The organism is Mycobacterium paraterrae (assembly GCF_022430545.2).
Taxonomy (GTDB): domain Bacteria; phylum Actinomycetota; class Actinomycetes; order Mycobacteriales; family Mycobacteriaceae; genus Mycobacterium; species Mycobacterium paraterrae.
This window is the reverse complement of the sequence record NZ_CP092488.2, coordinates 646,151-670,168: the sequence shown is the minus strand read 5'-3', so window position 1 is coordinate 670,168 and position 24,018 is coordinate 646,151. Positions and strand designations below refer to the sequence as shown.

General features: G+C 64.8%; 15 protein-coding genes and 1 tRNA gene. 13 read left to right on the top strand and 3 right to left on the bottom strand.

The annotated features are described in order from the left end of the window. From MKK62_RS03010 to MKK62_RS02990, 5 genes are read left to right on the top strand one after another with little or no spacing between them, the layout of a single operon-like run. On the top strand, positions 1 to 2,853 hold the full coding sequence (locus tag MKK62_RS03010; protein ID WP_240262476.1) for an MATE family efflux transporter: 2,853 nt from the start codon (positions 1 to 3) through the stop codon (positions 2,851 to 2,853). Beyond that, on the top strand, positions 2,840 to 4,141 hold the full coding sequence (locus MKK62_RS03005) for an SGNH/GDSL hydrolase family protein (RefSeq protein ID WP_240262477.1): 1,302 nt from the start codon (positions 2,840 to 2,842) through the stop codon (positions 4,139 to 4,141). The genes MKK62_RS03010 and MKK62_RS03005 overlap by 14 nt, the downstream gene beginning before the upstream one ends. Beyond that, the gene (locus MKK62_RS03000) at positions 4,138 to 5,493 is read left to right on the top strand and encodes a Wzz/FepE/Etk N-terminal domain-containing protein (RefSeq protein ID WP_240262478.1); all 1,356 of its coding nucleotides are present in this window, start codon (positions 4,138 to 4,140) and stop codon (positions 5,491 to 5,493) included. Before MKK62_RS03005 ends, MKK62_RS03000 begins: the two co-directional genes overlap by 4 nt. 28 nt (positions 5,494 to 5,521) lie before the next feature. Further along, a complete protein-coding gene (locus MKK62_RS02995) occupies positions 5,522 to 6,823 on the top strand; it encodes a Wzz/FepE/Etk N-terminal domain-containing protein (protein ID WP_240262479.1) in 1,302 nt (433 codons plus the stop codon). Beyond that, complete coding sequence (locus MKK62_RS02990) at positions 6,823 to 8,124, top strand: FAD-dependent oxidoreductase (protein WP_240262480.1); 1,302 nt, start codon at positions 6,823 to 6,825, stop codon at positions 8,122 to 8,124. Before MKK62_RS02995 ends, MKK62_RS02990 begins: the two co-directional genes overlap by 1 nt. A gap of 19 nt (positions 8,125 to 8,143) precedes the next feature. Here MKK62_RS02990 and MKK62_RS02985 read toward each other — a convergent pair whose 3' ends face one another. After that, a complete protein-coding gene (locus MKK62_RS02985; protein WP_240262481.1) occupies positions 8,144 to 10,000 on the bottom strand; it encodes a putative bifunctional diguanylate cyclase/phosphodiesterase in 1,857 nt (618 codons plus the stop codon). A gap of 289 nt (positions 10,001 to 10,289) precedes the next feature. Here MKK62_RS02985 and MKK62_RS02980 point away from each other — a divergent pair, with 289 nt between their 5' ends. The 6 genes from MKK62_RS02980 to MKK62_RS02955 all read left to right on the top strand — a co-directional run bounded on the left by MKK62_RS02980 (position 10,290) and on the right by MKK62_RS02955 (position 18,201). Continuing rightward, positions 10,290 to 12,398, top strand: a complete 2,109-nt coding sequence (locus MKK62_RS02980) for an Rv1355c family protein (RefSeq protein WP_240263851.1) — start codon at positions 10,290 to 10,292, stop codon at positions 12,396 to 12,398. A 26-nt stretch (positions 12,399 to 12,424) separates the two neighbouring features. After that, on the top strand, positions 12,425 to 14,266 hold the full coding sequence (locus MKK62_RS02975) for a putative bifunctional diguanylate cyclase/phosphodiesterase (RefSeq protein ID WP_240262482.1): 1,842 nt from the start codon (positions 12,425 to 12,427) through the stop codon (positions 14,264 to 14,266). A 222-nt stretch (positions 14,267 to 14,488) separates the two neighbouring features. Beyond that, entirely contained in the window at positions 14,489 to 16,201 is a 1,713-nt protein-coding gene (locus MKK62_RS02970; protein WP_240262483.1) for a fatty acyl-AMP ligase, read from the top strand. Next, a complete protein-coding gene (locus MKK62_RS02965) occupies positions 16,198 to 17,064 on the top strand; it encodes an acyl-CoA desaturase (RefSeq protein WP_240262484.1) in 867 nt (288 codons plus the stop codon). Before MKK62_RS02970 ends, MKK62_RS02965 begins: the two co-directional genes overlap by 4 nt. After that, a complete protein-coding gene (locus MKK62_RS02960; protein WP_240262485.1) occupies positions 17,061 to 17,936 on the top strand; it encodes a class I SAM-dependent methyltransferase in 876 nt (291 codons plus the stop codon). Before MKK62_RS02965 ends, MKK62_RS02960 begins: the two co-directional genes overlap by 4 nt. Before the next feature lie 22 nt (positions 17,937 to 17,958). After that, complete coding sequence (locus MKK62_RS02955; protein WP_240262486.1) at positions 17,959 to 18,201, top strand: acyl carrier protein; 243 nt, start codon at positions 17,959 to 17,961, stop codon at positions 18,199 to 18,201. Here MKK62_RS02955 and MKK62_RS02950 read toward each other — a convergent pair. Continuing rightward, positions 18,198 to 18,938, bottom strand: a complete 741-nt coding sequence (locus MKK62_RS02950; RefSeq protein WP_240262487.1) for an SAM-dependent methyltransferase — start codon at positions 18,936 to 18,938, stop codon at positions 18,198 to 18,200. The two genes, MKK62_RS02955 and MKK62_RS02950, sit on opposite strands and share 4 nt — an antisense overlap. 469 nt (positions 18,939 to 19,407) lie before the next feature. Beyond that, positions 19,408 to 19,479, bottom strand: a tRNA-Gln gene (locus MKK62_RS02945). Positions 19,480 to 19,609: 130 nt separating this feature from the next. Between MKK62_RS02945 and MKK62_RS02940 the strand changes: the two genes are divergently transcribed. Together MKK62_RS02940 and mfd are read left to right on the top strand one after the other, a co-directional pair. Next, entirely contained in the window at positions 19,610 to 20,203 is a 594-nt protein-coding gene (locus MKK62_RS02940) for a TetR/AcrR family transcriptional regulator (RefSeq protein WP_240263852.1), read from the top strand. An 86-nt stretch (positions 20,204 to 20,289) separates the two neighbouring features. Beyond that, the gene (gene mfd / locus MKK62_RS02935; RefSeq protein WP_240262488.1) at positions 20,290 to 23,940 is read left to right on the top strand and encodes a transcription-repair coupling factor; all 3,651 of its coding nucleotides are present in this window, start codon (positions 20,290 to 20,292) and stop codon (positions 23,938 to 23,940) included. Positions 23,941 to 24,018 lie beyond the last annotated feature (78 nt).

Sequence of the window (24,018 nt, the reverse complement as noted above, 5' to 3'; positions counted from 1 at the left end):
ATGCCCGCAGCATTGTCGATCAGCAAGGTCCGCGCCATCTCGGGCGCAGCCGACCAGGTATTTTCCAGTCTCAGCAACGGCCTGATCGTGTACGCCGTCGCGGTCGTGACGGTTAGCCAGAGATTCGGACAGATCGCATTGCTGCTGACGCTGCTGGCCGCCGCGATCGGCGTGCTGCGTGGCGCGCTGGGCACGCCGCTGTTGCTGACAGCGGGAAGTGACCCGAGCGAGATCCGGCGTGAGGGCTCCTTCGCGCTGACCAGCGCGCTGTTGGTGAGTCCCGTTGTCGCGGCTGCGATGTGGGCCGTCGCGGGCCCCGGCATCCGGACGCCGGCCTTGGCCATCATCGTCGCAACCCCGATCGTGTTGGCCGAGGACGTGCTGCGTTACGTCGCCATCGCGGAGGGTCGTCCACAGGTGGCTGCCATGTGGGACGGCGTATGGTTCACCGGGTCGGCGGCGTTACTGGGGGCGACCTGGTTGCACTCATCCCTGGCGACCACGACGTACCTCCTGGCCGGATGGGCCGCGCTGGCGTCCGTCGCCGCTGTGGGAATGATTATGGCAGTGCGCATTCAGCCGCGGGCCAGGCGATATCAGGCCTGGATCCGCGGTGGTTGGCAGCATCGGGTCCGGTACGGCATCGACTCCGGTCTCGAACAGACGACCGTGTTTGCGGTGCTGCTCTTCGCGGCGGTCGTCCTCGATCCGGCAGTATCGGCCGCCCTTCGTGGAGCGACGGCGCTACTGGCCCCGGTGGCGATCGCGGTGGGGGCGCTTCCATTGGCGGTGATCCCCGAGAGCCGGCGGCACAACATGGCACCGCCGCAGGTATGGAAGTCGTTGGCCCGTATCAGTCTGGTCACCAGTTCCGGCTCGCTTCTGCTCGGCCTGGCATTGTTCTTTCTGCCGCCGGCGATCGGGCACCTAGTTCTCGGCCGCACCTTCGAAGCGACGCAGCCGATCATTCCGATCATCGCCTTCGAATTCGCGCTGGCGGCATGGTCGGTCGCGGTCACCATCTTCCTGCGGACCTTCAATCGGAGCGCTGACGCGTTGCAACTCAAGCTGTGCTACGTGCTGGCGATGCTGGTGTTGGTACCCGGCTCCGGCCTCGTGTTCCGCAGTGCCGAGGGGGTGGCGGCCGGTATCGCCACCGCGATGACGTTCTACGTGGCACTGGCGATACTGCGGGTCAGGCCGTGGGTCGAGCCAGGCGTTTCCAAAGCGCCACGGGCCCAACTTGATTCAACTCAGCTGAGCATGTCGAGCGTCAAAGCCTTGGCGATCCCCGGTGGAGTCGCTGACCCCATCCCGGCTCCGGTGCCGCTCACGACGAGGCTGCGCCTCCACACGGCAACGCGCACGGGCGGCGCGCTCGTCACGCTGTGGGTCTTCGTCGCGTTGGCCGTGTTCGGACCCGCCCTGATTGTGACGTTTACCAGCAACCCGCCCAACTCCTACTGGCTGTGGACGCTACCGGCGACGGTGCTCTGCGCCGCGCGGTTCGCCTGGCTGATCGGCAGTGGTCAGCGGCGCCTGTTCGAGTCGATGTTCTGGTCTTTCACCTATATGTTTCTCTGCGTAGCGCCCCTGGCTCAACTGCGTGAGAACGAGTGGCCCGGAACGGTTCCCCGAATGGACAACACCTACATCGCCGCGGCGGCACTGATGGTGATCGCCGGGTGCGGCGCGTTCCTGGCCGGCGCTGGGCTAGACACCGTGACCGTGCTGCGCGGGGCACTACCACGGACGCCGGGCGCGTCGGCGATGGCCGACCGGACGTTCAGCGTGAATTACCCACGCACAGTGATCCTTTGCGTGTTCGCCGTCGTGCTGAACCTGTACTACCTGTCGAACACTGGCTGGTTGCAGTTCATGCACAGCCGCTACGAGGCGCAAGATATCGGCGCCTTGGTGTTCCCGAGCGAGAGCGCCGGGGTCGTGCTGCGAGCCTGCAGCTACATGGCGCTGCTGGTGGCGTTCATCACCTTGGTCCGTTTCCGCAGGGAAGCCAGGATGGCACTGCAGGACGGCGAACACATCTCTCCGAAGTTGATGCGGGGCAGCCTGGTGCTCGTCTGGGTCATCGGACTTCTGTTGGCCGACAACATGAACCCGATCTCCAATGCCAGGTATCAGTCAGGGACCGCGATGCTGGCCGCCGCGACCGCCTACGGCCTGTTCGGGACGGCCCGGCGGTTCCGGCTCACATCGATGGGTTTCTTGGCGGCCCTGCTCGTCATCTTCCCCCTGGCGGACGCGTTTCGTGTCAGCCAGCAGGCGGAGCTGAAGGCCAGCAACCCCATTCAGTCGCTGCTGTCTGACGATTACGACTCGTTCGCCCAACTCATGAACGGTTATCTGATCGCGGCGCGGGACGGAATCGTTCCGGGCCGCCAGTTCGTCGGCGTGCTGCTCTGGTGGGTACCGCGGGACATGTGGCCGAACAAACCGGTCGACACCGGCATCTTCATCGCCAACATGCGCGGGTACGGGTTCACCAACTTGTCCGCACCGCTGTGGGTCGAGATGTTCCTCAACGGCGGCTGGCTGGCATTGGTGCTCGGCATGTTCGTTCTCGGTTTCGGGCTGCACCGCTGGGACACCGGACTGAACTCTCAATTCGAGGGCTATGGGATGCCCGGTGTGCTCGGTTGCATCCTGCCGTTCTACATGCTGATCCTGCTACGCGGGTCACTGCTGCAAGCCGCGTCGTTCCTGTTCTTCATCCTGGCGTTCGGTGCTTTCGTGCGGCAGCGAAAGCCCAGAGCGCGTCGGATTCGTGGCGCAAAGGATGACCGGCTGCCAGTGAACACGACTCGACTAAGGGTGAGATATGCCGGCGCATAGTGGAATACGCGGCCGCCGGCGCCTGATCCTGTGTGCTGTCATCGCCGCCTTGGCGTTGACGGTGGGTGTCCTGATCGACGCCGGACTGCCCGACGGTGGCTCGAACGCCGCGACCGCCCCCACCAACGTGGTGCCTTCGCCGTCGACGATGTTCGACCACCAGCGCGCTCTTCTGGTTGTCGGCGATTCGTATGCGGCCGCCTACCCCGGCCTGGTGGCCGACAAGATGGGTTGGAGTCTGTCGGTGGACGTCCAGGACGGCACCGGCTTCGTCAGTCGCACATCCTCGCACGCGCCGTTCATCGAGCGGCTGGACCGAGACGCCGCGACGTACCACGCCGACTATGTATTGATCGATGGCGGACGAAACGACCTGGGCTTGCCGCCGGAAGACGTGGTGCCGGCGGCAGAGTCGTACCTCAACGACGTTCACGCCCGCTGGCCGACGGCCAAGATCATCGTCGTGCTGCCCGCTCTCGCGGTGCCGGACGACTCGACCAACTACGACGCCGTCGCGGACGGACTCCGCCGAGCCGCCGAGTCGATCGGCGCCGACGTCATCGATCCGCTGGCACAGCGCTGGTATACCGATGTCGAAGCCAAGTTCCTGCTGAATCAAGACGGTCGCCACCTCAACTACAACGGCGACACCTATTACGCGGACAAGATCGTCGCGAACCTCACCCAGATGTTCGACGACAAGCCGACGCTGCTGGTGGTCGGCGACTCCTTTGCCGGCGGCACCGGCGACCCGGGGTTTCCGACGTACCCGAACCTCGTTGCGCGCAAGGAAGGTTGGAACCTTGCGCTCGACGCCCAAGGCGGTACCGGCTTCCTGCATCGCATGGAGGACGCGGTACCACCGGGCGTGCCCTTCATGGACAGACTCGATCGCGATGCCGCGATCTATCACCGTCGCGTCGACTACGTGCTGATCGACGGTGGCCGCGCCGACCTCTTCGATCCGGTCGAACCGGTGCTGGCCGCCGCCGACGACTACGTCAAGAAAGTCCGCTCGATTTGGCCGACGGCCAGGATCGTCGTCGTGTTGCCGTCGTATGTCACAAGCGAAGCGGCAAACAACTATCCCGCTGTCGCGCAAGGCCTTCGCGGCACAGCGGAAAGTGTGGGGGCACAGGTGATCGACCCGGTAGCGCAGCGGTGGTATCGCGGCGGCGACCTCAAGCGGCTGCTCTGGAAAGACGGCGTCAACCTCAATGGCGACGGCAACGCCTACTATGCGGCCAAGATCATCGAGAATCTGACGCGGCTCGGTGTCGCATCATGACCGGGCTCCTCGAGTTGCTGGCCGTGGTGCGCAACAAATTCCTCATCCTGATCGTTTGGACACTGGCGGGCGCGGCCGCTGCCGGCGGACTGAACCTGCTGTTGCCGGTTGTCTATGAGGCGAACGCGAGAATCCTTGTCGCGGCACCGTATTGGAACGATTCCACCGCGCTCGCGGACCCGAATACCGGTGGTGGCGGGCTCAAGGCCTACGGTGACGAGTTCACCCAACAGCGCATGACCAGCTACGTGCGGCTGGTCACGACGCCGATGGTGGCCGACTCGGTGGCCAAGCGACTGCAGTTGGGGCAGTCCGGTGACGATCTCGCCAAAAAGTTGAGCGGCCACATCATTCCGGACACGGTAATGATCCAAGTGCGGGCACAAGACAGTTCCCCGGTGCGTGCGGCCGCCATCGCCGACGCGGCTGCGCAGCGGACTATCGATGTCATCAAAGACGTCGAGCGACCGCCGTACACCGCGGTGTCCCCAATTCAGCCGGTGCTCACCGAGCCCGCGTCGGTTCCCTCCCACCCGATCTCGCCACGATCGCTGCTGAACATCGGGTCCGGCGCGATCCTGGGATTCCTGATCGGGCTGACCTACGTGGCGGCGTACGCGGGTGTGCGGGAAAGCCTTCTGCTGAAACGACTTCGCGGCATCGGCGAGATCACCGGTCAACAGCACAACGTGATCGGCGTGCTGTCCGCCGAGGAGCATCTCGGTCTCGACGAGGTGCACGTCGACGCAAAACTCCTCCGGCTGGAACTGGCCCGCCGCCTGACGGACGCCGAGATCCGGTCGTTCGTGCTCGCGGCGCCGCGCGCCACTCAGACGACCGGTGTGCTGGCAATGTTGTTGGCGACGGCGTTGACGGAATCGGGCTCACCGAGCATCGTCGTGCACGCCGACTTTCGCGCACATCAGGACCGCTCAATGGTCGGCCTCGGCGACTTGCTCAGCAGCTCAACTCCTGTGGACGACGCCATCCACTCCGATGCCCGCGGGGTCGGCTGGATCACGGCGGGAACGGCACCGGCGAATCCGACCAAGGAACTCACCGGCCCCAGAATGCGGGACGTCCTCGACGACTTGGGTTGTCGCTACCGCCACGTCATCGTGGCCGGCCCGGCGGTACTGGAGTCCGCTGACGCCGTCGACCTGGCCACTCAGGTAGGCGCCTCCATTCTGGTCGACCCGATTCCCGAGACCTCTGCCGACGAGCTGCGCGAAAGCGAAAGGCTGCTGGGTCTGTCCCGGGGCTTCTGCATGGGACGAATCGTCATTGCAGGCCAGACCTTTTCGACACCTGTCGAGGCTGCCCAGTTGCAGCGGAAGCCTCTCGTCGCATGAGCCAGTCAACGATCGTGAGTGGAGAATCATGGAGCTATTGATCAAGGCGTGGACAAAGATCGGGCAGCGATGGCCGATCGTGATCGGCTGCCTGGCAGTCGCGCTGCTGGCCGCTGTGGCCTACGAAGTTAGTTCCGACACCGAATACACCGCGTCCACTGAGTTCTTCCTTCGGGCTCCCGACGTGAAGACCTCGGCCGGTGCCTACCAGGGTGACCTGTTCTCCCGGCAGCGCGCGCAAACCTACGTCAACTTGTTCCAAAGCGACGACCTAGCCCAAACCGTGATCGACAAGCTCGGATTGACGCTGACGCCGCAGCAGCTCGTCTCGAAAGTCTCGGCGGTCGCAGTGAAAAATACTGTGCTGATGGCTGTTTCGGTCACTGACGGCAATGCCCAACACGCGGCCAACATCGCCAACGGTTACGGCAGCGTCCTGAATGCCTACGTAGCGAAATTGGAGAACGTCAGCAACGACCCGACCGTGGGCCCGCTGATTCAGGTAGTTGCGAAGGCGACCCCGGCTACCGCGACGGCATCCGGCTATCCGTTGTGGATGGTGATGTTCGGAGCCCTGATGCTGGCCCTGGCTTCGGCTGTCGGGATCATCTGGTTTCTCGAACGTTTCGATACCAAGGTTCGCTCGCGGCGCCAGGTCGAGGAGATCACCGGCTGCGACATCATCGGGAAGCTGCCCAAAACCCCGTCACTGGGCCCAGACGGCAATGTCGGCAGGGCTTTCGACGAATGCGAAGAATTCGAGCAGGGCGCCCTGCGCCTCAGCCTGAACATCGAATCCGTGCTGCAACGGCTGCCGAGGATCAAAGCCGAGATTCCGCCGGTCGTCGCGATCGTCGCGGGCCACGACGGCGACGGCGGCACCGTCGCGACGCAGGCGCTCGCTCGTGCGTTTGCCGACCGAGGTCGTCGTGTCGGCGTCGTGCGCCTCGGCGAGAAAAACCAGCAGACACCGCAACCCAGCCTGGCCCTGGCGGGTGCCGGACCGGCGGAGGTAGACGGCGCACGAGAACCGGTGACCACCGTGTCGTGCACCACCGAAACCCTGACCGCGGAGATCCACGACCGTGAGGCGCGACTGCTGGACAACAACGTCATCTTGGTCGACGCACCCTCGTTCCACGACTCGATCGACGCGCAGCTGGCTCTCGAGGCAGCGGATGCCGTCGTGCTGGTGGTGCGCCCGATCGCGACGACGACGCTGTCGCTGTCGCATCTGGTAACTGGTGTTCGCGCGCTCGACATCCCGCTGCTGGGGGTCGTGGTCACCCAGGCGAAGGAATCCGCGACGGTCGACGGGGCCTACCTCTGATGCGCGCGGGACGAGCGATCGTCTGCGGTGCGGGTATCGGTGGATTGCTGGCCGCCCGCGTCCTTTCCGACTTCTACGACGCTGTCACCATTGTCGAGCGAGACAAGTTGTCCGATGGCGCGGTGCCACGGCGGGGAGTGCGTCAGGGCCGCCATTCGCATGTGCTGACCAGTCGCGGCCTGCAAGAGTTCGCCATGCTGTTTCCGGGTCTGCGGGAGCAACTCGTCGCGGCCGGCGCGACGGTCTGCGACGACGGTGATCTGTCACGCGTGTCCATCCGCGTGGCTGGACGCGAATACAACAGATCGTGCACGTTCGCCGATCCCGAGTCGGTCGTGGTGTATCTGCTCAGTCGGCCGTTGCTCGAAGCTGTTGTGCGCGAGCGAGTTCGCAGGATAGGCAATGTGCAGTTCCTGGACGGCCATGACGTGGTCGAGCCCGTTGCGATGCGGCCGGGCCGGATCACCGGTGCCCGGCTGTTCGATCGGAAGGCCGGTGTCGAGCGGGTGCTCGACGCCGACCTAGTGGTCGACGCGATGGGAAGAGGTGCCCGCACACCGTCTTTCCTCGACAGTCTCGGCTACGGCCGGCCGACCACCGAGCACTCCACCGCGAACGCAACCTATGCCAGCCAACTGTTGCGCATCCCCGCGGGTGTCGTCAACGAAAAGATGACCATGGTGTTTCCGGAGCCCGCTCTTCCTACCGGCGGTGCACTCTCGTCCTACGAGGACAACACCTGGATGCTGACCGTGTACCGGCTCGACCAACTCGATCCGCCCGCTGACTATGCCGAGTTGATCGAGTTGGCAACTCGTTTCGTGTCGCCCGCCCTTACTGAAGCCCTGCGGGCGGGTGCCGAACCGCTCGGGCAGATGGACGTCTTTCGTTATCCAGGCGGCGCGTGGCGGCGCTACGACCAGATGCCGCAATTCCCGGATGGGCTGCTTGTCTTCGGGGATGCGATTTGCAGTCTCAGTCCCATCTACACTCAGGGCATGACGGTCGCTGCGCTGCAAGCTGTTGCGCTGCGGGATTGTCTGGCCCAATCCGGCCTGGAGTTGAGTCGGCGATTCTTCGCCGCGGCAGCCGCGGTGATCGGACCGCAGTGGACGTCCAATCAATTCAATGATCTCTACATGTACACCTCGGACGACCGGCCCGCGGTGTCCGAAGAGCTACTGTTCCTTCGCGAGGAAGTGTTGCTCGCTGCCGAGAGCAGCTCGATGCTGACTGAAAAGCTGTTTCGGACAATGAATCTGGTTGATCCTCCGGCCGACTACAGTCCGCTTCTGGTGTGACTGGCCAGGGTGACCGCTGTCAGATCGCGGCTTCGGCAGGGACGGCGTGTTCGGTCAGGAACGGCATGGGCATCCGACGTGAGCGCAGTAGCGTCTCCGTCGCCTCAGCCGTGAGGGGACGTGAGAACAGATAACCCTGCGCGCGGTGGCAGCCGTGATGCAGCAATGCCATTGCCGCAGAAGGTGTTTCAAGGCCATCGGCGACAAGCTCGAGGTTGAACGCGTGGGCGAGGCCGATGATCGCGCGCACAATCGCCAGGTGGTTGGTGTTGGTGCCGAGATCACGGACGAACCGTGGGTGGATCTTGAGCACGTCGATGGGCAACGCTTTGAGATCTGACATGACGGCGTAGCCGGTGCCGAAGTCGTCGATGGCGGTCTGCACGCCGAGGTCTTTGAGCCTGGTCAGTGTGCGGGTGGTGTTCTCGATGTCATGCACGATCGCGCGTTCTGTGAGCTCCAGACACAGCGACCCGTCGTCCATGCCGAACTCAGCGGCGGTGCCGCCGATGGTGCGGACGAAATCAGGTGCGGTCAGTTGCAGCGGGGAAACGTTCACCCGCAACGACATACCGGCTCCCAAGCCGCGAGCGCGCCACTCGCTGAACTGCGCGCAGGCGGTCCGCAGAACCCACCGGTCCACGTCACCTGCCAGGTTCATCGACTCGGCCACCCCGATGAACGAGTCGCGTACCAGCAGGCCGCGGGCCGGATGCCGCCAGCGAACCAGCGCCTCGACGCCAGTGAGGGCGCCCGTCCACAAGTCGACCTCGGGCAAGTAACTCACCAGCAGCGCGTCCCTGTCGACCTCACCGGTCACGTGCGCACGGATATCGTTGCGGAACAACTGTTTCAACGAATTTTCGCTGGCCGCGATGATCTGATCGCGGCCCGCGCGCTTGGCCGCCAGCACCGCCTCGTCCGCTCGACCCAGCAGATCGATAGCGCTGACAGAGCCCGGCATCCCTGCGGCAACACCGATGCTCACGGTCCGAGTGATGTCCCTGCCCTCGATCGTCAGCCGATCGTGGACGGACGTGCGGAACCGGTCGGCGAACCGTTCCGCGGCATTCGTCGTCATCGGTTGGTCCGGCACGACCACGAACTCGTCGCCGCCCAATCGGGCTACCAGGCAGCGGTCTCCGGCGCAGTCACGCAAGCGATCCGCGAAATCCCCGATGAATTGATCGCCGGCGGCGTGGCCGAGGGTGTCGTTGATCGCTTTCAAACGGTCCAGGTCGAAGTACAGCACGGCGACCGGACCCGGCTGATGAGGCGCGAGCCGGTCCGTGAGGTGTACAAGCAGCGCTCGGCGATTGCGCAGTCCGGTGAGGTCGTCATGGTCGGCGAGATGGCGAAGCTGTTCCTCGGCGCAGACGCGGGCCTGGAACTGTGCGAGCAAACAAGCCACCGTCTCGAGCGTGTGCCGGGCCTCCGCGTTCCACCGGCGCCCGCGGCGCTTGACGAATCCGAGCACGCCCGTGGTCGTCGTTCCTTCAATGAGCGGTGCGGCGGCCACAGTCAGTGGTCCGCGCCGAGTGCTGGTGATCAACCGGGGCCAGAGCGTGCCGTCGTAGTTATGGTGCACCGTCACCAACTCTTTGCCATTGGCGCACAGGGCCAACGCGGGGTGGTCGCTGGTGAACGAGACGACGGAGAACGGATCGGGATTCGGCACATCGGTCCGTGGCGGCCACTCGGCGATCAGCAACGAGGCGCGGATGTCGTGGTCACTGTGCCGGAGAAACGCATAGTGCAAGTCGAAATGCTCCACTAGTTGAGCTAAAACTCGTTCGCTGGCGTGAGCGGCGTCGGATGCGTTTGCTTCCAGCAACTGATTGGCGATGCGCGTGACGAGCCCCAGATTCGTCGGCACGGTGTACTACTGGCTCCTCGTTATGCGGTAGCTGTCGCATGCGGTTCGGAGCCGGATGCGCGGCGGACGGGCGATAGCACCGGAATGTGACTTAAATCTCGCCACTTAGTCGAGCACTCTGAAATCGGAAACTCGCACGCGCCAACGACATTCCGCAGCCGGACCGGAACTTAATTCAGATGTTGAATAATGCAATATCTGAGCCGCAGCGAAAGCGTTGCCGTGATGGTTAGCTCACACCGTTGGTATTTTCACGCCGATTCGGGGCTCATGATCGAGGGAGACGACCATCGCAGCATTCAAGGCTTCGGTCCTCGACGAGGAGGACGCGGCCGATTACGCGGTGCTGGAGACATTGCGCGCGGATCCCGCCATCGAGTTCATCGACAACCGGGCGGCTCAGCTGACCGAATTGCGTGAACTGCTGCCCCCGGCAGATCCCGAACTGCTCGAGGAACACTGCCGATGGGCCTACTTCCCGTGGCGCCGCGCAGTGGTCGCGGTGCTGGGACCGCGCGGCTTCAAAGCGGTGCGGCTGGATCGCAACCGGAACGTCGTCACGGTCGAAGAGCAATCGCGATTGGGTGCGCTGCGAATCGGCGTCGTCGGACTGAGCGCGGGCCATGTCATCGCGCACGCGCTCGCGGCGCAGGGGCTGTGCGGCGAGCTGCGCCTGGCCGATTTCGATCAGCTTGAGTTGACCAACCTCAACCGGGTGCCGGCGACGGTTTTCGACATCGGCGTCAATAAGGCGGAGGCGGCCGCCCGCAGAATCGCCGAGCTCGACCCGTATCTGCCAGTCCGAACCCAGGACGCGGGTCTGACCGAGGACACCATCGACGAGTTTTTCGACGGGCTGAGCGTGGTGGTCGACGAATGCGATTCACTGGACATGAAGGCGATCTTGCGCGAACGGGCGCGGGCTCGCGGGATTCCCGTGCTGATGGCGACCAGCGACCGCGGACTGGTCGACGTGGAGCGATTCGACCTCGATCCGCAGCGGCCGATCCTGCACGGATTGCTCGGCGACGTGGACCCGGCGTCGCTGGCAAAGATGACCAGCGGCGAAAAGGTTCCGCATCTGCTGCGGTTCCTTCAGGCCGAGCACCTGTCATCCCGAGGGGCAGCGTCGCTGCTGGAGATCGACCGGACGTTGTCGACCTGGCCTCAGGTGTCGGGCGATGTCGCGGCGGGGGCGCCGGTGATCGCCGAGGCGGTGCGTCGGATCGGACTGGGCGAGCACCTGCCGTCGGGCCGGGTCCGTCTCGACGTCGGCGCCGCGCTGGACCGCCTCGCCGACCCGGAGCTGCCGAACGACGACGCTGCGCCGCCGCCCGGCGATGCGGAACCGTCGTGGCCCGGCGTGGCAGGATCCATAGCTGCCGCGGCGATCCGGGCGCCGTCCGGGGGAAACGTGCAGCCGTGGCACATCGACGCCGGCTCGGACGCTGTCGTGATCCGGCTTGCGCCGGAGCACACCACGGCGATGGACGTCGCCTATCGCGGTAGCGCTGTGGCGGTGGGTGCAGCGTTGTTCAACGCCAAGGTCGCCGCCGCGGCTCACGACGTGTTGGGTCCCGCGACTATCACCGAAACCGCTGACGGCGTGCCGCTGCAGGCAACGCTGCGCCTCGGTGATGGCTCCGATCCCGATCTCGCGGAACTTTACGACACGATGCTGATTCGAGAAGCCAACCGGCGCTTGGGAATTGCGCAACCGATCGCCGATCGTGTGCTGGACGCTCTGCATGCCGCCGCCGAACGAGAAGGCGCCCGTCTGCACGTCCTCACGGCACCGGCAGACATCGCCCGAGCCGCCGCGATCTTTGCCGCGTCCGATCGAGCGCGTTACCTGACGCCGGTGCTGCACGCCGAAATGATCTCCGAGCTGCGGTGGCCGGGTGACCCGCTGCCCAACAGTGGCATCGACATCCGCAGCCTCGAATTAGGGCCCGGTGAGCTCGCGGTGGTGGACATCCTGCGGCGCCCGGAGGTGATGATCCAACTGGCGCGGTGGAACGCGGGATCGGTGCTGGGCGAGGGTACCCGCCGTCAGATGACGGCCAGCTCGGCGCTGGCCGTGATCGCGGTGCCGGGCGGATCGCTCGCCGACTATGCGCGCGGCGGCTCGGCGGCCGAGGCGGTATGGATCGTCGCCCAGCGGTGCGGACTCGCCGTGCAGCCCATCTCGCCGATTTTCATCTACGCCCGTGATGCCGAGGATCTCGCCGGCGTGTCAGCGGAATTTCAGCACGAGTTAAGTGCCCGTCAAGAGGACTTTAGGCAACTCGTCGGAATCGATTCTGAAGATGGTGTGGCGCTGATTCTCCGGTTCGCAGTCAGCGAGCCGGCGTCGGTCCGCAGCCTGCGAGATTTCGGTCGCGTCAATTTACGATAGGTCGTAATAAGAGCTACCGTTGACGCATGTCCGGCGGCTTAGACGATCTGGTTACCGGGGCGGCCGCCAAGCTCATGGCGGCCACCGCGGCCGACCATGCCGCGATCAGCGAGCGCGTCGTGGCCGACTTGGTCGATCACTTCGGCGTCGACTTCGGCTTTCTCCGCCACAACGATCACACCATCCATGCGACGATACTGATCGCCGAATGGCCGGTGCGTGCCGATGTTCCCGACCCGGACCCGATCGGCGTGGTGTACTTCGCCGAGGCGGATTCGATCTTCGCAATGGCCGAAAACCTCAAAGAGCCAGACGTCGTCCGGCCCGAGCCGGCGAACGAGGAATACCAGCGCCTGGTCGAAGAGGGGCGAGCCATTCCCCAGACCTCATTGGCATGCGTGCCGCTGCTGTCGGGCGACATCACCACCGGAATCCTCGGCTTCGTCAAAGTTGGCGACCGCGAATGGTTGTCGGAAGAATTGAATGCTCTTCAAGCTATCGCCAGTCTGTTCGCCCAGCTGCAGGCTCGCATCGTCGCCGAGAACCGGCTGCTCTACCTGGCGGAGCACGACGACCTCACCGGTCTGCTCAATCGCAGAGCGTTGATCGCGCACCTCGACGAACGGCTCGGACTCGGCCAGCCGGGCCCGGTCGCTCTATTGCTTCTCGATCTGGACCGGCTCAAGGTGATCAATGACCACCTCGGTCATCACGTCGGTGACCGCTTCATCGTGGCGTTCGTCGAATTGGTCGAGCAATCCATCGACGTTCCGTCGATTGTGGCTCGCTTCGGCGGCGACGAATTCATCGTCGTGCCTGACGAACCGATGCAACTCGAGGCCGCCGAGGCATTCGCGCAGCGATTGCAGAGTCACTTGCGTCAGCAGGTGGTGATCGATGGCGAATTCCTCGCCCGGACGGTCAGCATCGGGGTGGCGGCGGGCGAGCCCGGCCGGGACAGTTCGTCGGATCTGCTGCGCCGCGCGGACGAAGCGACTACGGCGGCCAAGTCGTCTGGCGGGAGCCGGGTGGCCCCGTACAACCGGGAGATGTCGCAACGGTATGCGCTTCGCGACGACATCGAACTTCACTTGGAAGAGACCATTGCCGGCGACAACGACGCGCTGGTGCTGCGCTTCCTGCCGGAGTTCGACCTTCGCACGGGCGAGGTGCTCGGCACCGAAGCGCTGATACGCCTTCAGCACCCGACGTACGGGCTGTTGATGCCCGATTCGTTCATCGGCGTCGCCGAGTCGATCAACCTCGCGGGCAAGCTCGGCCGGCGGGTGATGCATTCGGCCTGTGCGCAATTGAATGAGTGGCGATCGCGAGGCATCGGTCGGAAGGCGGTGTTGCGGGTCAACGTGTCGCCGGTGCAACTCGTTGCGGACGGGATCGTCGACACAGTCGCAGCCAACCTTCACGAGTTCGGTCTCGAACCGGGCGCGTTGTGCCTGGAGATCACGGAAGGCGTTGTCGTCCAGGATATCGACGCTACCCAGAAGACCCTTGCGGAGCTCAAAGCCCTGGGTGTGCAGATCGCGGTGGACGATTTCGGCACCGGGTATAGCGCGCTCACCTATTTGAAGACATTGCCGGTCGACATTCTCAAAATCGACAAGGGATTCGTCCGCGACCTCGGGACTGATTCCGGCGATCTCGCGATCGTCCAATCGATCATGGCGCTAGCCCATGCTTTCCAACTCGACGTCGTCGCCGAGGGCATCGAGACCGTCGAATCCGCCAGGATTCTGCTGGAACTGGGATGCACACGCGGACAAGGGTTTTTGCTGTCACAGCCGGTCGATGCAGTTGACATGGAAGCGCTGCTCGCCAAGCGCTTCGCACCGCTGAACCTGTCTAAATAGCGGGGCTGGGCCCGCTCGTCTCAATCCCTTCATCGCCGAATAGCAATGGCGCAGTAATCTAGCTGAACGCGTTGAGCAGGCATACCGCTAGTTCTGACGATCACCGCGAACATCGCGCGCGGCACATTCGACCGGTTAAGATAGTAGACGATCGGGCCCCTTCAAATCAGACGGGTGGCCAGATGCGTCATTGAGTTTCCGGCGAAGCGGGGGGAGTGCGCGATGACGGATCTGGCTTGTCTGGGCGCGCCCGATACCTGCGCGCCAGGCACGACCATCGCGCATGTATTGCAACAGCGCCGGCTCTACCAGCCGGAGGATCGCGCGTTCCGGTTCCTCGACGACAACAGCGACGTGATAACCAGAACCTGGGGTCAACTCGATGCAGGGGCACGCGCCGTGGCCGCGGCGCTACGCGAGCTTCGCACCAGCCACGAGCAGCCGCGCGCGCTGCTGCTACTGCCGCAAGACTCAACGTTTCTCGACGCATTGTTCGGCTGTTTCTACGCCGGGGTGTGCGCCGTGCCGGCTCACGTGCCGAACCCCTCACGCCTGGCGCAGACCCTGCCGCGGTTGCAGGCGATCGTCGCCGAGGCGCAGCCACAGGTAGTGCTGACAACGCACGAACTGCTCGCGGCGCGCGCTCTGGTGCCCGAACTCGCGGCTACGCCGTGCATTGCGGTCGACGAGCTGGATGGCCGCGACGCCGAGGTGTTCGAGGTTGCGGCGGGCGCTGACGACCTCGCCATCCTGCAGTATTCGTCGGGCTCCACGGGCTCGCCCCGCGGCGTCATGGTGAGCCATCGCAACCTGATGGCCAACGAGGCGCTGATTCAAAACGCCTTCGAGCACGGCTCGTCGACGGTGGTCCTTGGCTGGCTGCCGTTTCAGCACGACATGGGGCTGATCGGCAACGTGCTGCAACCGGTGTTCTCTGGTGCCGAGTGCGTGATGATGACGCCGCTGCAGTTCCTCAAGCACCCGCTGCGTTGGTTACGGGAGATCAGCCGGCATGGGGTAACGACAAGTGGCGCACCGAACTTCGCATACGACATGTGCGTTGCAGCCGTGCAGCGTCAGGGCGCTACCGGTCTCCACGAACTGGATCTGTCGCGTTGGAACCTTGCGTTCGTCGGCGCCGAGCCGGTGCGAGCCGCGACACTGGACCGCTTCGCTGCCACGTTCAGTGGTGTCGGATTCCGGCGCGAGGCCTTCTACCCCTGCTACGGGCTTGCCGAGGCGACGCTGATGGTGACGGGCGGGCAGCGCGATGAATCGCCCGGGGTGTGGCGCGACGGGCGGGGCGTCGACCGGGTGAGCTGCGGGCGTGCACGCGACGGACTTGAGGTCGCGATTGTCGACGAAGCGGGTGAAACGCGGTGCCCGGACGGAGTCGAGGGTGAGATCTGGGTACGCGGATCCAGTGTCGCGCAAGGGTATTTCGGTAAGCAGCAGGCGTCGGAGGAGACGTTCGGTGCCGTGCTCGACGGTACGTCGTGGTTGCGCACCGGCGACCGTGGTTGCTTGGTCGCTGACGAGTTGTACGTCACCGGCCGCGACAAGGACATCGTGGTGCGCAACGGCGTCAAATACGCTGCCGAAGACCTGGAGCACACCGTGGAACAACTGCACGTTGAGTCGTTGCACCCGAACGGGTGCGCGTCCTTCGGGCACGACGACGGTTCGCGGGAGCGGTTGGTCGTCGTTGCGGAGATCGCCCGCGGAGCGGAGGACGCTTGGGATGACGTGGCTGATCGGATCGTCGGTGCGATCGCCGCGGAGCACGGAGCACCACCCGATGAGGTGGCTTTCGTCAAGCGGGGCGGCATTCCTCGCACGACCAGCGGCAAAATGCGACGTGGCGAACTCAGGGCCTTATACGGACGCGATGAATTGGCCGAAGTACATCGTTACGTGTTGGGACGAAGCGCATGACGCGTGAGCGGATCCTCGCGACCTTCGTCGTCGTCGCACCGGCATTGGCAGTCGTCGCGGTAGCGGCGTTGTGGCTGAACGGGATTGGACCGACGCGCACCGACCTGGTCATGGTGGTGGCAGGTTCGCTGGCCACGATGGCCGGCGTCGAACTCGGCTACCACCGGTATTTCTCCCATCGCGCCTTCACCGGTCCCGCGTCGCTGGTATGGCTGCTCGGCGCGCTCGGCTCGAGCGCATTTCTCGGTCCGGTGATGTGGTGGGCGACGACGCATCGACGCCACCACTCGGTCACCGACCGCGAAGGTGACCCGCATTCGCCGCACTGGCCTTACCGCGGCGCCCGCGGGCTGGCTCATGCGCACGCCGGCTGGCTATTTCGGCCGGAGTACACCTCCATGACGGTGACCGCCGGCGAGGTCAAGGACCTCTGGCAGAGTCCGCGAACGATCGCGATTCACCGCAGCTACCTGACCTGGGCGGCACTGGGACTGGTGATTCCGGCGCTGATCGGATTGGCGGCCGACGGCCCATGGGGCGCCCTCACGGGCTTTTTGTGGGGCGGGTTGGTGCGAATCTTCTTGGTGAGCCACGTGATTTGGGGTGTCAACTCGCTCGGCCATCTGCGCGGCGAGCGTGCGCAACTGCCGCACTCAGGGCAGGCGCGTAACCGCTTCTGGCTCGCGCTGCCGTCCTTCGGCGGCGGCAACCATGCCAACCACCACGACGCGCCCCGGGTGTACACCACACGGGTGCGCTGGTGGCAGATCGACATCGGCGGCGCGGTGCTGCGGATGTTGTCGGTAGTCGGGGTGGTCAGCGACCTCAAGCAGCCGACATTGAGTAAGGCGGGGCAGAAATGACGGACACGTATCTCGGGGCGAGTCCGGACGCCATCCGTCATCACTACGACGTCGGGAACGAGTTCTGGCGAATCTGGCTCGATCCCACGATGGCGTATTCCTGCGCGATGTGGGAGAGCCCTGACGACGACCTGGAGCGCGCCCAGCGACGCAAATTGGATTACCACGTCGAGCAGGCCAGGGCAGCCGGCGCAGCGCGGGTGCTCGATGTCGGCTGCGGCTGGGGCGCCCAGATCATGCACATGGTCGGCTCCTACGACGTGCAACATGCTGTGGGGCTTACCCTTTCGGATGCCCAGGCGCAATATCTCCGGGGCATCGCGCCCGCCAACGTCGAGATTCACGAGCGTGGCTGGTCTGGCTATCAGCCAGCCGAACCATTCGACGCGGTGATTTCCGTAGGTGCGTTCGAGCACTTCGCCCGTTTCGGGTTGACGGCCGACGAGCAGGTCGATGCCTACCGCCAGTTCTTTGGTGCCTGCCGCGACTGGCTCAAGCCAGGCGGCCGGCTCTCGTTGCAGACCATTGCCTATGGCGATATCCCGCGTGATCGGCCGTTGCGGGATCGTTTCATCGTCGACGAGATCTTTCCGGAATCAGAACTGCCGCGACTTGCCGACATCGCGCGGGCCGCCGAGATGCAACTCGAGATCGAGAGCGTGCGAAACGATCGCGAGGACTATGTCAAGACGCTGCGTGCGTGGTTCGATCGATTGCGCGCGCACCGCGCCGAAGCGGTCGAGGTGTCGAGCGAGGAGTTGGTGGCGCGCTACGAGCGCTATCTGCGCATGTTCGCCTACTCGATGGAGCTGGGCGCATTCACCTTGCTCCGATTGACCATGCGTCGCATTGATTTGCCTGGGCGCTGGTAGGCAGCTGGTAGGGAGAGATCAAGTGAAGAGCTATGACGAAATCGAGGCGATGCTGGCCGAGCAGGTCGCGCACCGCACCGGGGGTCCCGCGACTGACGTCGATCGAACCCGCAGGTTCGATCGCCTCGGCCTCGACTCGGCGGATGCGGTCAGGCTGGTTGGCGAGCTGGAAGACTTTGTTGGCCGCCCGCTTTCGGCTTCACTGCCCTACGAACATCCGACGATCGAGCAACTCGCCCGCTACCTGGCAAACGGCGACAGCTAGCCGAACAACAGTCCAGCCTCACGAGACCCACGAGACTCTCGGGCCAATTGGCTTGTCTCGGTGATGATCTTGGCGACCTGCGTCGGTTCGGCGTGGCTGACAAAGTCGTGCCGGTTCCACCAGATCATCTTGGTTTGGTAGCGCTCGTCGGGATATGGGGTCGCGGGGATGCTGGCCACCACTCCACCCGAGCTTCGCCACCGGTTCAGTACGTAGGCGGCGGCGGTCGCCATGCAGAACTGCACTTCGATCAGAGTCATCATGTGAAACGCGCTGCGGGCCAACGGAGTTGTCAGATCCAGATCACGATCGGCGTACTCGGATACCCATCCCGACTTCATTTCCAGCACGCCAAAGGGAATCCGGTCGGCGATCATGGCGCGGACAGCCTGCTGACTAGGCTGTCCGGCCCATTCGACGATCGCGTGTGACTCGTCCGGCGACCGTAGCGGTCCCTTTGCGCGAAGGCCGGCAAGGAGCCGGCCGGCGTCGTCGAGCACTGCGAAGAACATGACGGTGTCAGAGCCGCTGCGCAGCACGTCGACATCGAGTGCTCCTTCGACGCCCCGCTTGTGGTAACTGCGAAAGGCGCCGGCCACGAACTCCGACCACAATTCGGGTTCGGTCGACGGCTGAGCGACCATCAGCGTGCAGTCGATCTCAGGATCCCGCCAGCTGAAGCTCTTGTTGAGATGTACTTTTGCGGCCGGCCCGTTATCTTGCGAAACAGTGGTCATATTGGATCCCTTCCCAGGTGAGGGGCCAACTTCCAGTTTGTTTCGTCGCACTTTCAGTGCAAGATGAATGAGATAAGGCTTGTTTATGAACCTTCACTCCAACAAACTTTTTTATTTGCGATATTCAGTTTCTGAAATGAACGAAATGCTTAAACATTTGCATGTCGTGTGAGATCCGGGTGATTGGACGATCCTACAGTTTTTGCCCGCTGACCTGCAACGCTGCGAGGCGGCCTCGGTGCGGTGTCGTTCTTTGTATGGATTTTCGTTTTCAGTCCTTGAGCGGAAAATTCCATTCGAACACAGCCTTTTCGGAAGGCTAAGCGTCCCGTGATAATTGGCCGACAATGCGATTGAAGTCGTCTGAATTCGTCCGAGAACCAGGACTGCTTGTGGCCCGCACGGCCGAAAACGGGGCAGTGTGCTCTCAGAATCGGCTAAGCAAGCCGTGCTGTACGTGCGTGGAGAGCTCCGTCGCCAGGACTCGAACCTGAACTGTCTGAACCAAAATCAGAAGTGCTGCCGATTACACCACGACGGATCGCTGCGACCAGCGGTGAAGATCGCGTCCACTCTAGACGACCCCGCGTTCCGATCGGGGAGGGCAACCGAGAGATAACCTGTTAGACGTGGCTGCGCCCGACAAGGAAACCAAGGCGCCGCGTACCCGCATGACCGGGAGCGAGCGCCGCCACCAGCTCATCGACATCGCGCGGTCGCTGTTCGCCGAGCGGGGCTATGAGGGGACCTCGATCGAGGAAATCGCCCTTCGGGCCAACGTCTCTAAGCCCGTTGTCTACGAGCACTTCGGTGGCAAAGAAGGGTTGTACGCCGTGGTCGTCGACCGCGAGATGTCTTCCCTGCTGGACCGCATCACCTCGTCGCTGACAAACAATCGATCTCGCGTACGCGTCGAGACGGTGGCGCTGGCGTTGCTGACCTATGTCGAGGAACACACCGACGGGTTCCGGATCATGATCCGCGACTCGCCCGCGTCGATCAGCTCGGGGACCTACTCGAGCCTGCTCAACGATGCCGTCAATCAGGTCAGCTCGATACTGGCCGGCGACTTCGCCCGTCGCGGCCTGGACTCCGACCTTGCGCCGCTGTATGCGCAGGCACTGGTCGGATCGGTATCGATGACCGCTCAGTGGTGGCTCGACACCAGGGAGCCGAAGAAAGAAGTGGTCGCCGCGCATCTGGTCAATCTGGTCTGGAACGGGCTGACTCATCTCGAAGCTGACCCGCATTTGGCCGACGGGTAGCGATCTAACGGCCCGTATCTTCACGGATCCCTGACGACGGTCGGCCGAAATTTCACGACGCCGAGTCCCCATACAATGGGTTCATCATGACCGCAGGGGGGCTAGAAACCAGAGATACCCCACTCGCGGGGCTGGTGAAGTCGGCATTACGTGCGCCGACGTTGCAGCGACTCATCGACCTGGCGGCCGACCGACCCGAGGAATTGGCGTTGGTCGGTCCCGCCAGCGCTCGACTGTTCGTCGGCTGCGCACTTGCCCGGCAGGGGCCGTTACTCATCGTCACCGCGACCGGCCGTGAGGCCGACGACCTCACGGCGGAGTTGCGCGGTGTCCTCGGCGACGCCGTCGCGATGTTTCCGTCGTGGGAAACGCTTCCGCACGAGCGGCTGTCGCCCGGTGTCGAAACCGTCGGCGCCCGGATGATGCTGCTGCGTCGACTGGCTCACCCGCAGGACCACCGGCTCGGTCCACCTCTGCAGGTGGTGGTCACCGCGGTCCGCTCGGTGCTGCAGCCGATGGCCTCCCGGCTCGGCCAGACCGAGCCGCTCACCCTGGCGGTCGGCGACGAACTCGCCTTCGAAGACGTCATCACCCGGCTGGTCGAGCTGGCCTACACCCGGGTCGACATGGTCGGAAAACGCGGCGAATTCGCCGTCCGCGGCGGCATTCTCGACGTGTTCGCGCCGACCGCCGAGCATCCGGTGCGGGTCGAATTCTGGGGCGACGAGGTCAGCGAGATGCGGATGTTCTCGGTCGCCGACCAGCGGTCGATTCCCGAGATCAGCGTCGACACCGTGGTAGCCGTGGCCTGCCGCGAGTTGTTGCTCACCGACGACGTGCGGACCCGGGCCGCCGCCCTGGCCGCCCAGCAGCCGCCCGCCGAGCACGGCGTCACCGGCGGCGTCGGCGACATGCTGGCCAAGCTGGCGGAGGGCATCCCGGTCGACGGGATGGAGGCATTGCTGCCGGTCCTGTTGCCCACGGCAGATGGAGCGGTGACATTGCTCACCGATCAGCTGGCCGACGGCACCCCGGTGCTGGTCTGCGATCCGGAAAAGGTCCGCACGCGCGCCGCCGACCTGATCAAGACCGGCCGCGAATTCCTCGATGCGTCATGGTCGGTGGCCGCCGTCGGCGGCGATTCGCCGATCGACGTCGAGCAGCTCGGCGGATCGGGATTCCGCGAACTCGACGAGGTGTGCGTCGCGGCGCGCGGGTCGGGGCACCCGTGGTGGACACTGTCCCAGCTCTCTGACGAGTCGGCGATCGAGCTGGACATCCGGTCCGCGCCCTCGGCGCGCGGTCATCAACGCGACATCGACGAGATCTTCGCGATGCTGCGCGCGCACGTGACGACGGGCGGCGTCGCCGCTGTCGTCGCGCCCGGCACGGGAACCGCGCACCGCGTCGTAGAGCAGCTGGCGGAATCCGACACGCCTGCAACGATGTTGGAGTCGGGAGCGGAACCGAAGCCTGGCGTTGTCGGCGTGCTCAGAGGGCCGTTGCACGACGGTGTGGTGCTGCCGGACGCCGGTCTGGTGATCGTCACCGAAACCGACTTGACCGGCAACCGGGTCGCCGCGACCGACGGCAAACGCCTTGCCGCTAAACGACGTAACACCGTCGACCCCCTGGCCCTGAACGCCGGTGATCTCGTCGTCCACGACCAGCACGGCATCGGCCGCTTCGTCGAGATGACCGAACGCACCGTCGGTGGTGCGCGACGCGAGTACCTGGTACTGGAGTACGCGTCCAGCAAGCGCGGTCAGAACGTCACCGACAAGCTCTACGTCCCGATGGACTCGCTGGATCAGCTGTCGCGGTACGTGGGCGGGCAGGCGCCGTCACTGAGCCGGCTCGGCGGCAGCGACTGGGCCAACACGAAAACCAAAGCCCGCAAAGCGGTTCGGGAGATCGCGGGTGAATTGGTGGCGCTGTACGCCAAGCGGCAGGCGACGCCGGGACACGCGTTCGGGCCGGACACGCCGTGGCAGGCCGAGATGGAGGACGCCTTCGGCTTCACCGAAACGGTGGATCAGCTCACCGCGATCACCGAGGTGAAGGCGGACATGGAGAAGCCGGTGCCGATGGATCGGGTGATCTGTGGCGACGTCGGCTACGGCAAGACGGAGATCGCGGTCCGGGCGGCGTTCAAAGCGGTCCAGGATGGCAAGCAGGTCGCGGTGCTGGTTCCCACTACCTTGTTGGCCGACCAGCATCTGCAGACCTTCACCGAGCGCATGGCCGGCTTCCCGGTCCGGATCAAGGGCCTGTCGCGGTTCACCGAGCCGGCCGAATCCCGGGCTGTCATCGAGGGTTTGGCCGAGGGAACGGTCGACATCGTGATCGGAACGCACCGATTGCTGCAGACCGGGGTGCGCTGGAAGGACCTCGGCCTGGTGGTGGTCGACGAGGAGCAACGCTTCGGGGTGGAGCACAAGGAGCACATCAAGTCGCTGCGCACCCACGTCGACGTCTTGACGATGAGCGCCACTCCGATCCCGCGCACGCTGGAGATGAGCCTGGCCGGAATCCGCGAGATGTCGACGATCCTGACTCCACCCGAGGAGCGCTACCCCGTGCTGACCTACGTCGGCGCCCACGACGACAAGCAGATCGCCGCGGCGCTGCGCCGCGAGTTGTTGCGCGACGGGCAGGCGTTCTACGTGCACAACCGGGTCAGCTCGATCGACGCGGCCGCGGCCCGGGTGCGCGAGCTAGTACCCGAGGCCAAGGTCGCGGTCGCCCACGGTCAGATGAACGAGGATCTGCTGGAGACCACGGTCGAGGGCTTCTGGAATCGGGAGTTCGACATCCTGGTCTGCACCACGATCGTCGAAACCGGTCTGGACATATCCAACGCCAACACGCTGATCGTCGAGCGGGCTGACACCTTCGGCCTGTCCCAGCTGCACCAGCTGCGCGGCAGGGTGGGCCGCAGCCGGGAACGCGGTTACGCCTACTTCCTCTATCCGGCTCACCACCCGCTGACCGAGACCGCCTACGACCGGCTGGCGACCATCGCCCAGAACAACGACCTGGGTGCCGGTATGGCGGTGGCGATGAAGGACCTCGAGATCCGCGGCGCCGGTAACGTGCTGGGCGCCGAGCAGTCCGGGCACGTCGCGGGTGTTGGATTCGACCTGTATGTGCGATTGGTCGGCGAGGCCGTCGAGGCCTACCGAGCCGCCGCCGACGGCCAGACCGTCGTCAGCGCCGAGGAGCCCAAGGACGTGCGGATCGACCTGCCGGTCGATGCTCACCTCCCACCGGACTACATCCCCAGTGACCGGCTGCGGCTCGAGGGGTATCGGCGGCTGGCGGCGGCGTCCGACAACACGCAGATCGACGCTGTCATCGAGGAACTGATCGACCGCTACGGCGCGCTGCCCGAGACCGCCGAGCTGCTGGTCGCCGTCGCGCGGCTGCGTTTGATCTGCCGGGAGGCGGGCATCACCGAGGTGTCGACGGCGTCGGCGGCGACGCTGCGTCTGTCGCCGCTCACGTTGCCGGACTCCGCGCAGGTTCGCCTGGCCCGCCGGTATCCGGGTGCCCGTTACCGGGCGACGACGTCGACGGTCCAGGTGCCGATCCCGCGTTCCGGCGGCGTGGGTGCGCCGCGCATCCGCGACCTGGAGCTGGTTCAGTTCGTGGGCCAGCTAGTAGCGGCGCTAGTCGGCACAACGGAAGAATCGACCCAGACGGACACGCCGGGACGGGAGAGGCAGGCGCGATGACCCGCGTCTACGACGATGGCGCCGGCGAAGACGGCGGGGAGGAGTGGCGCCCGTGACCCGCGTCCACGACGATGGCGC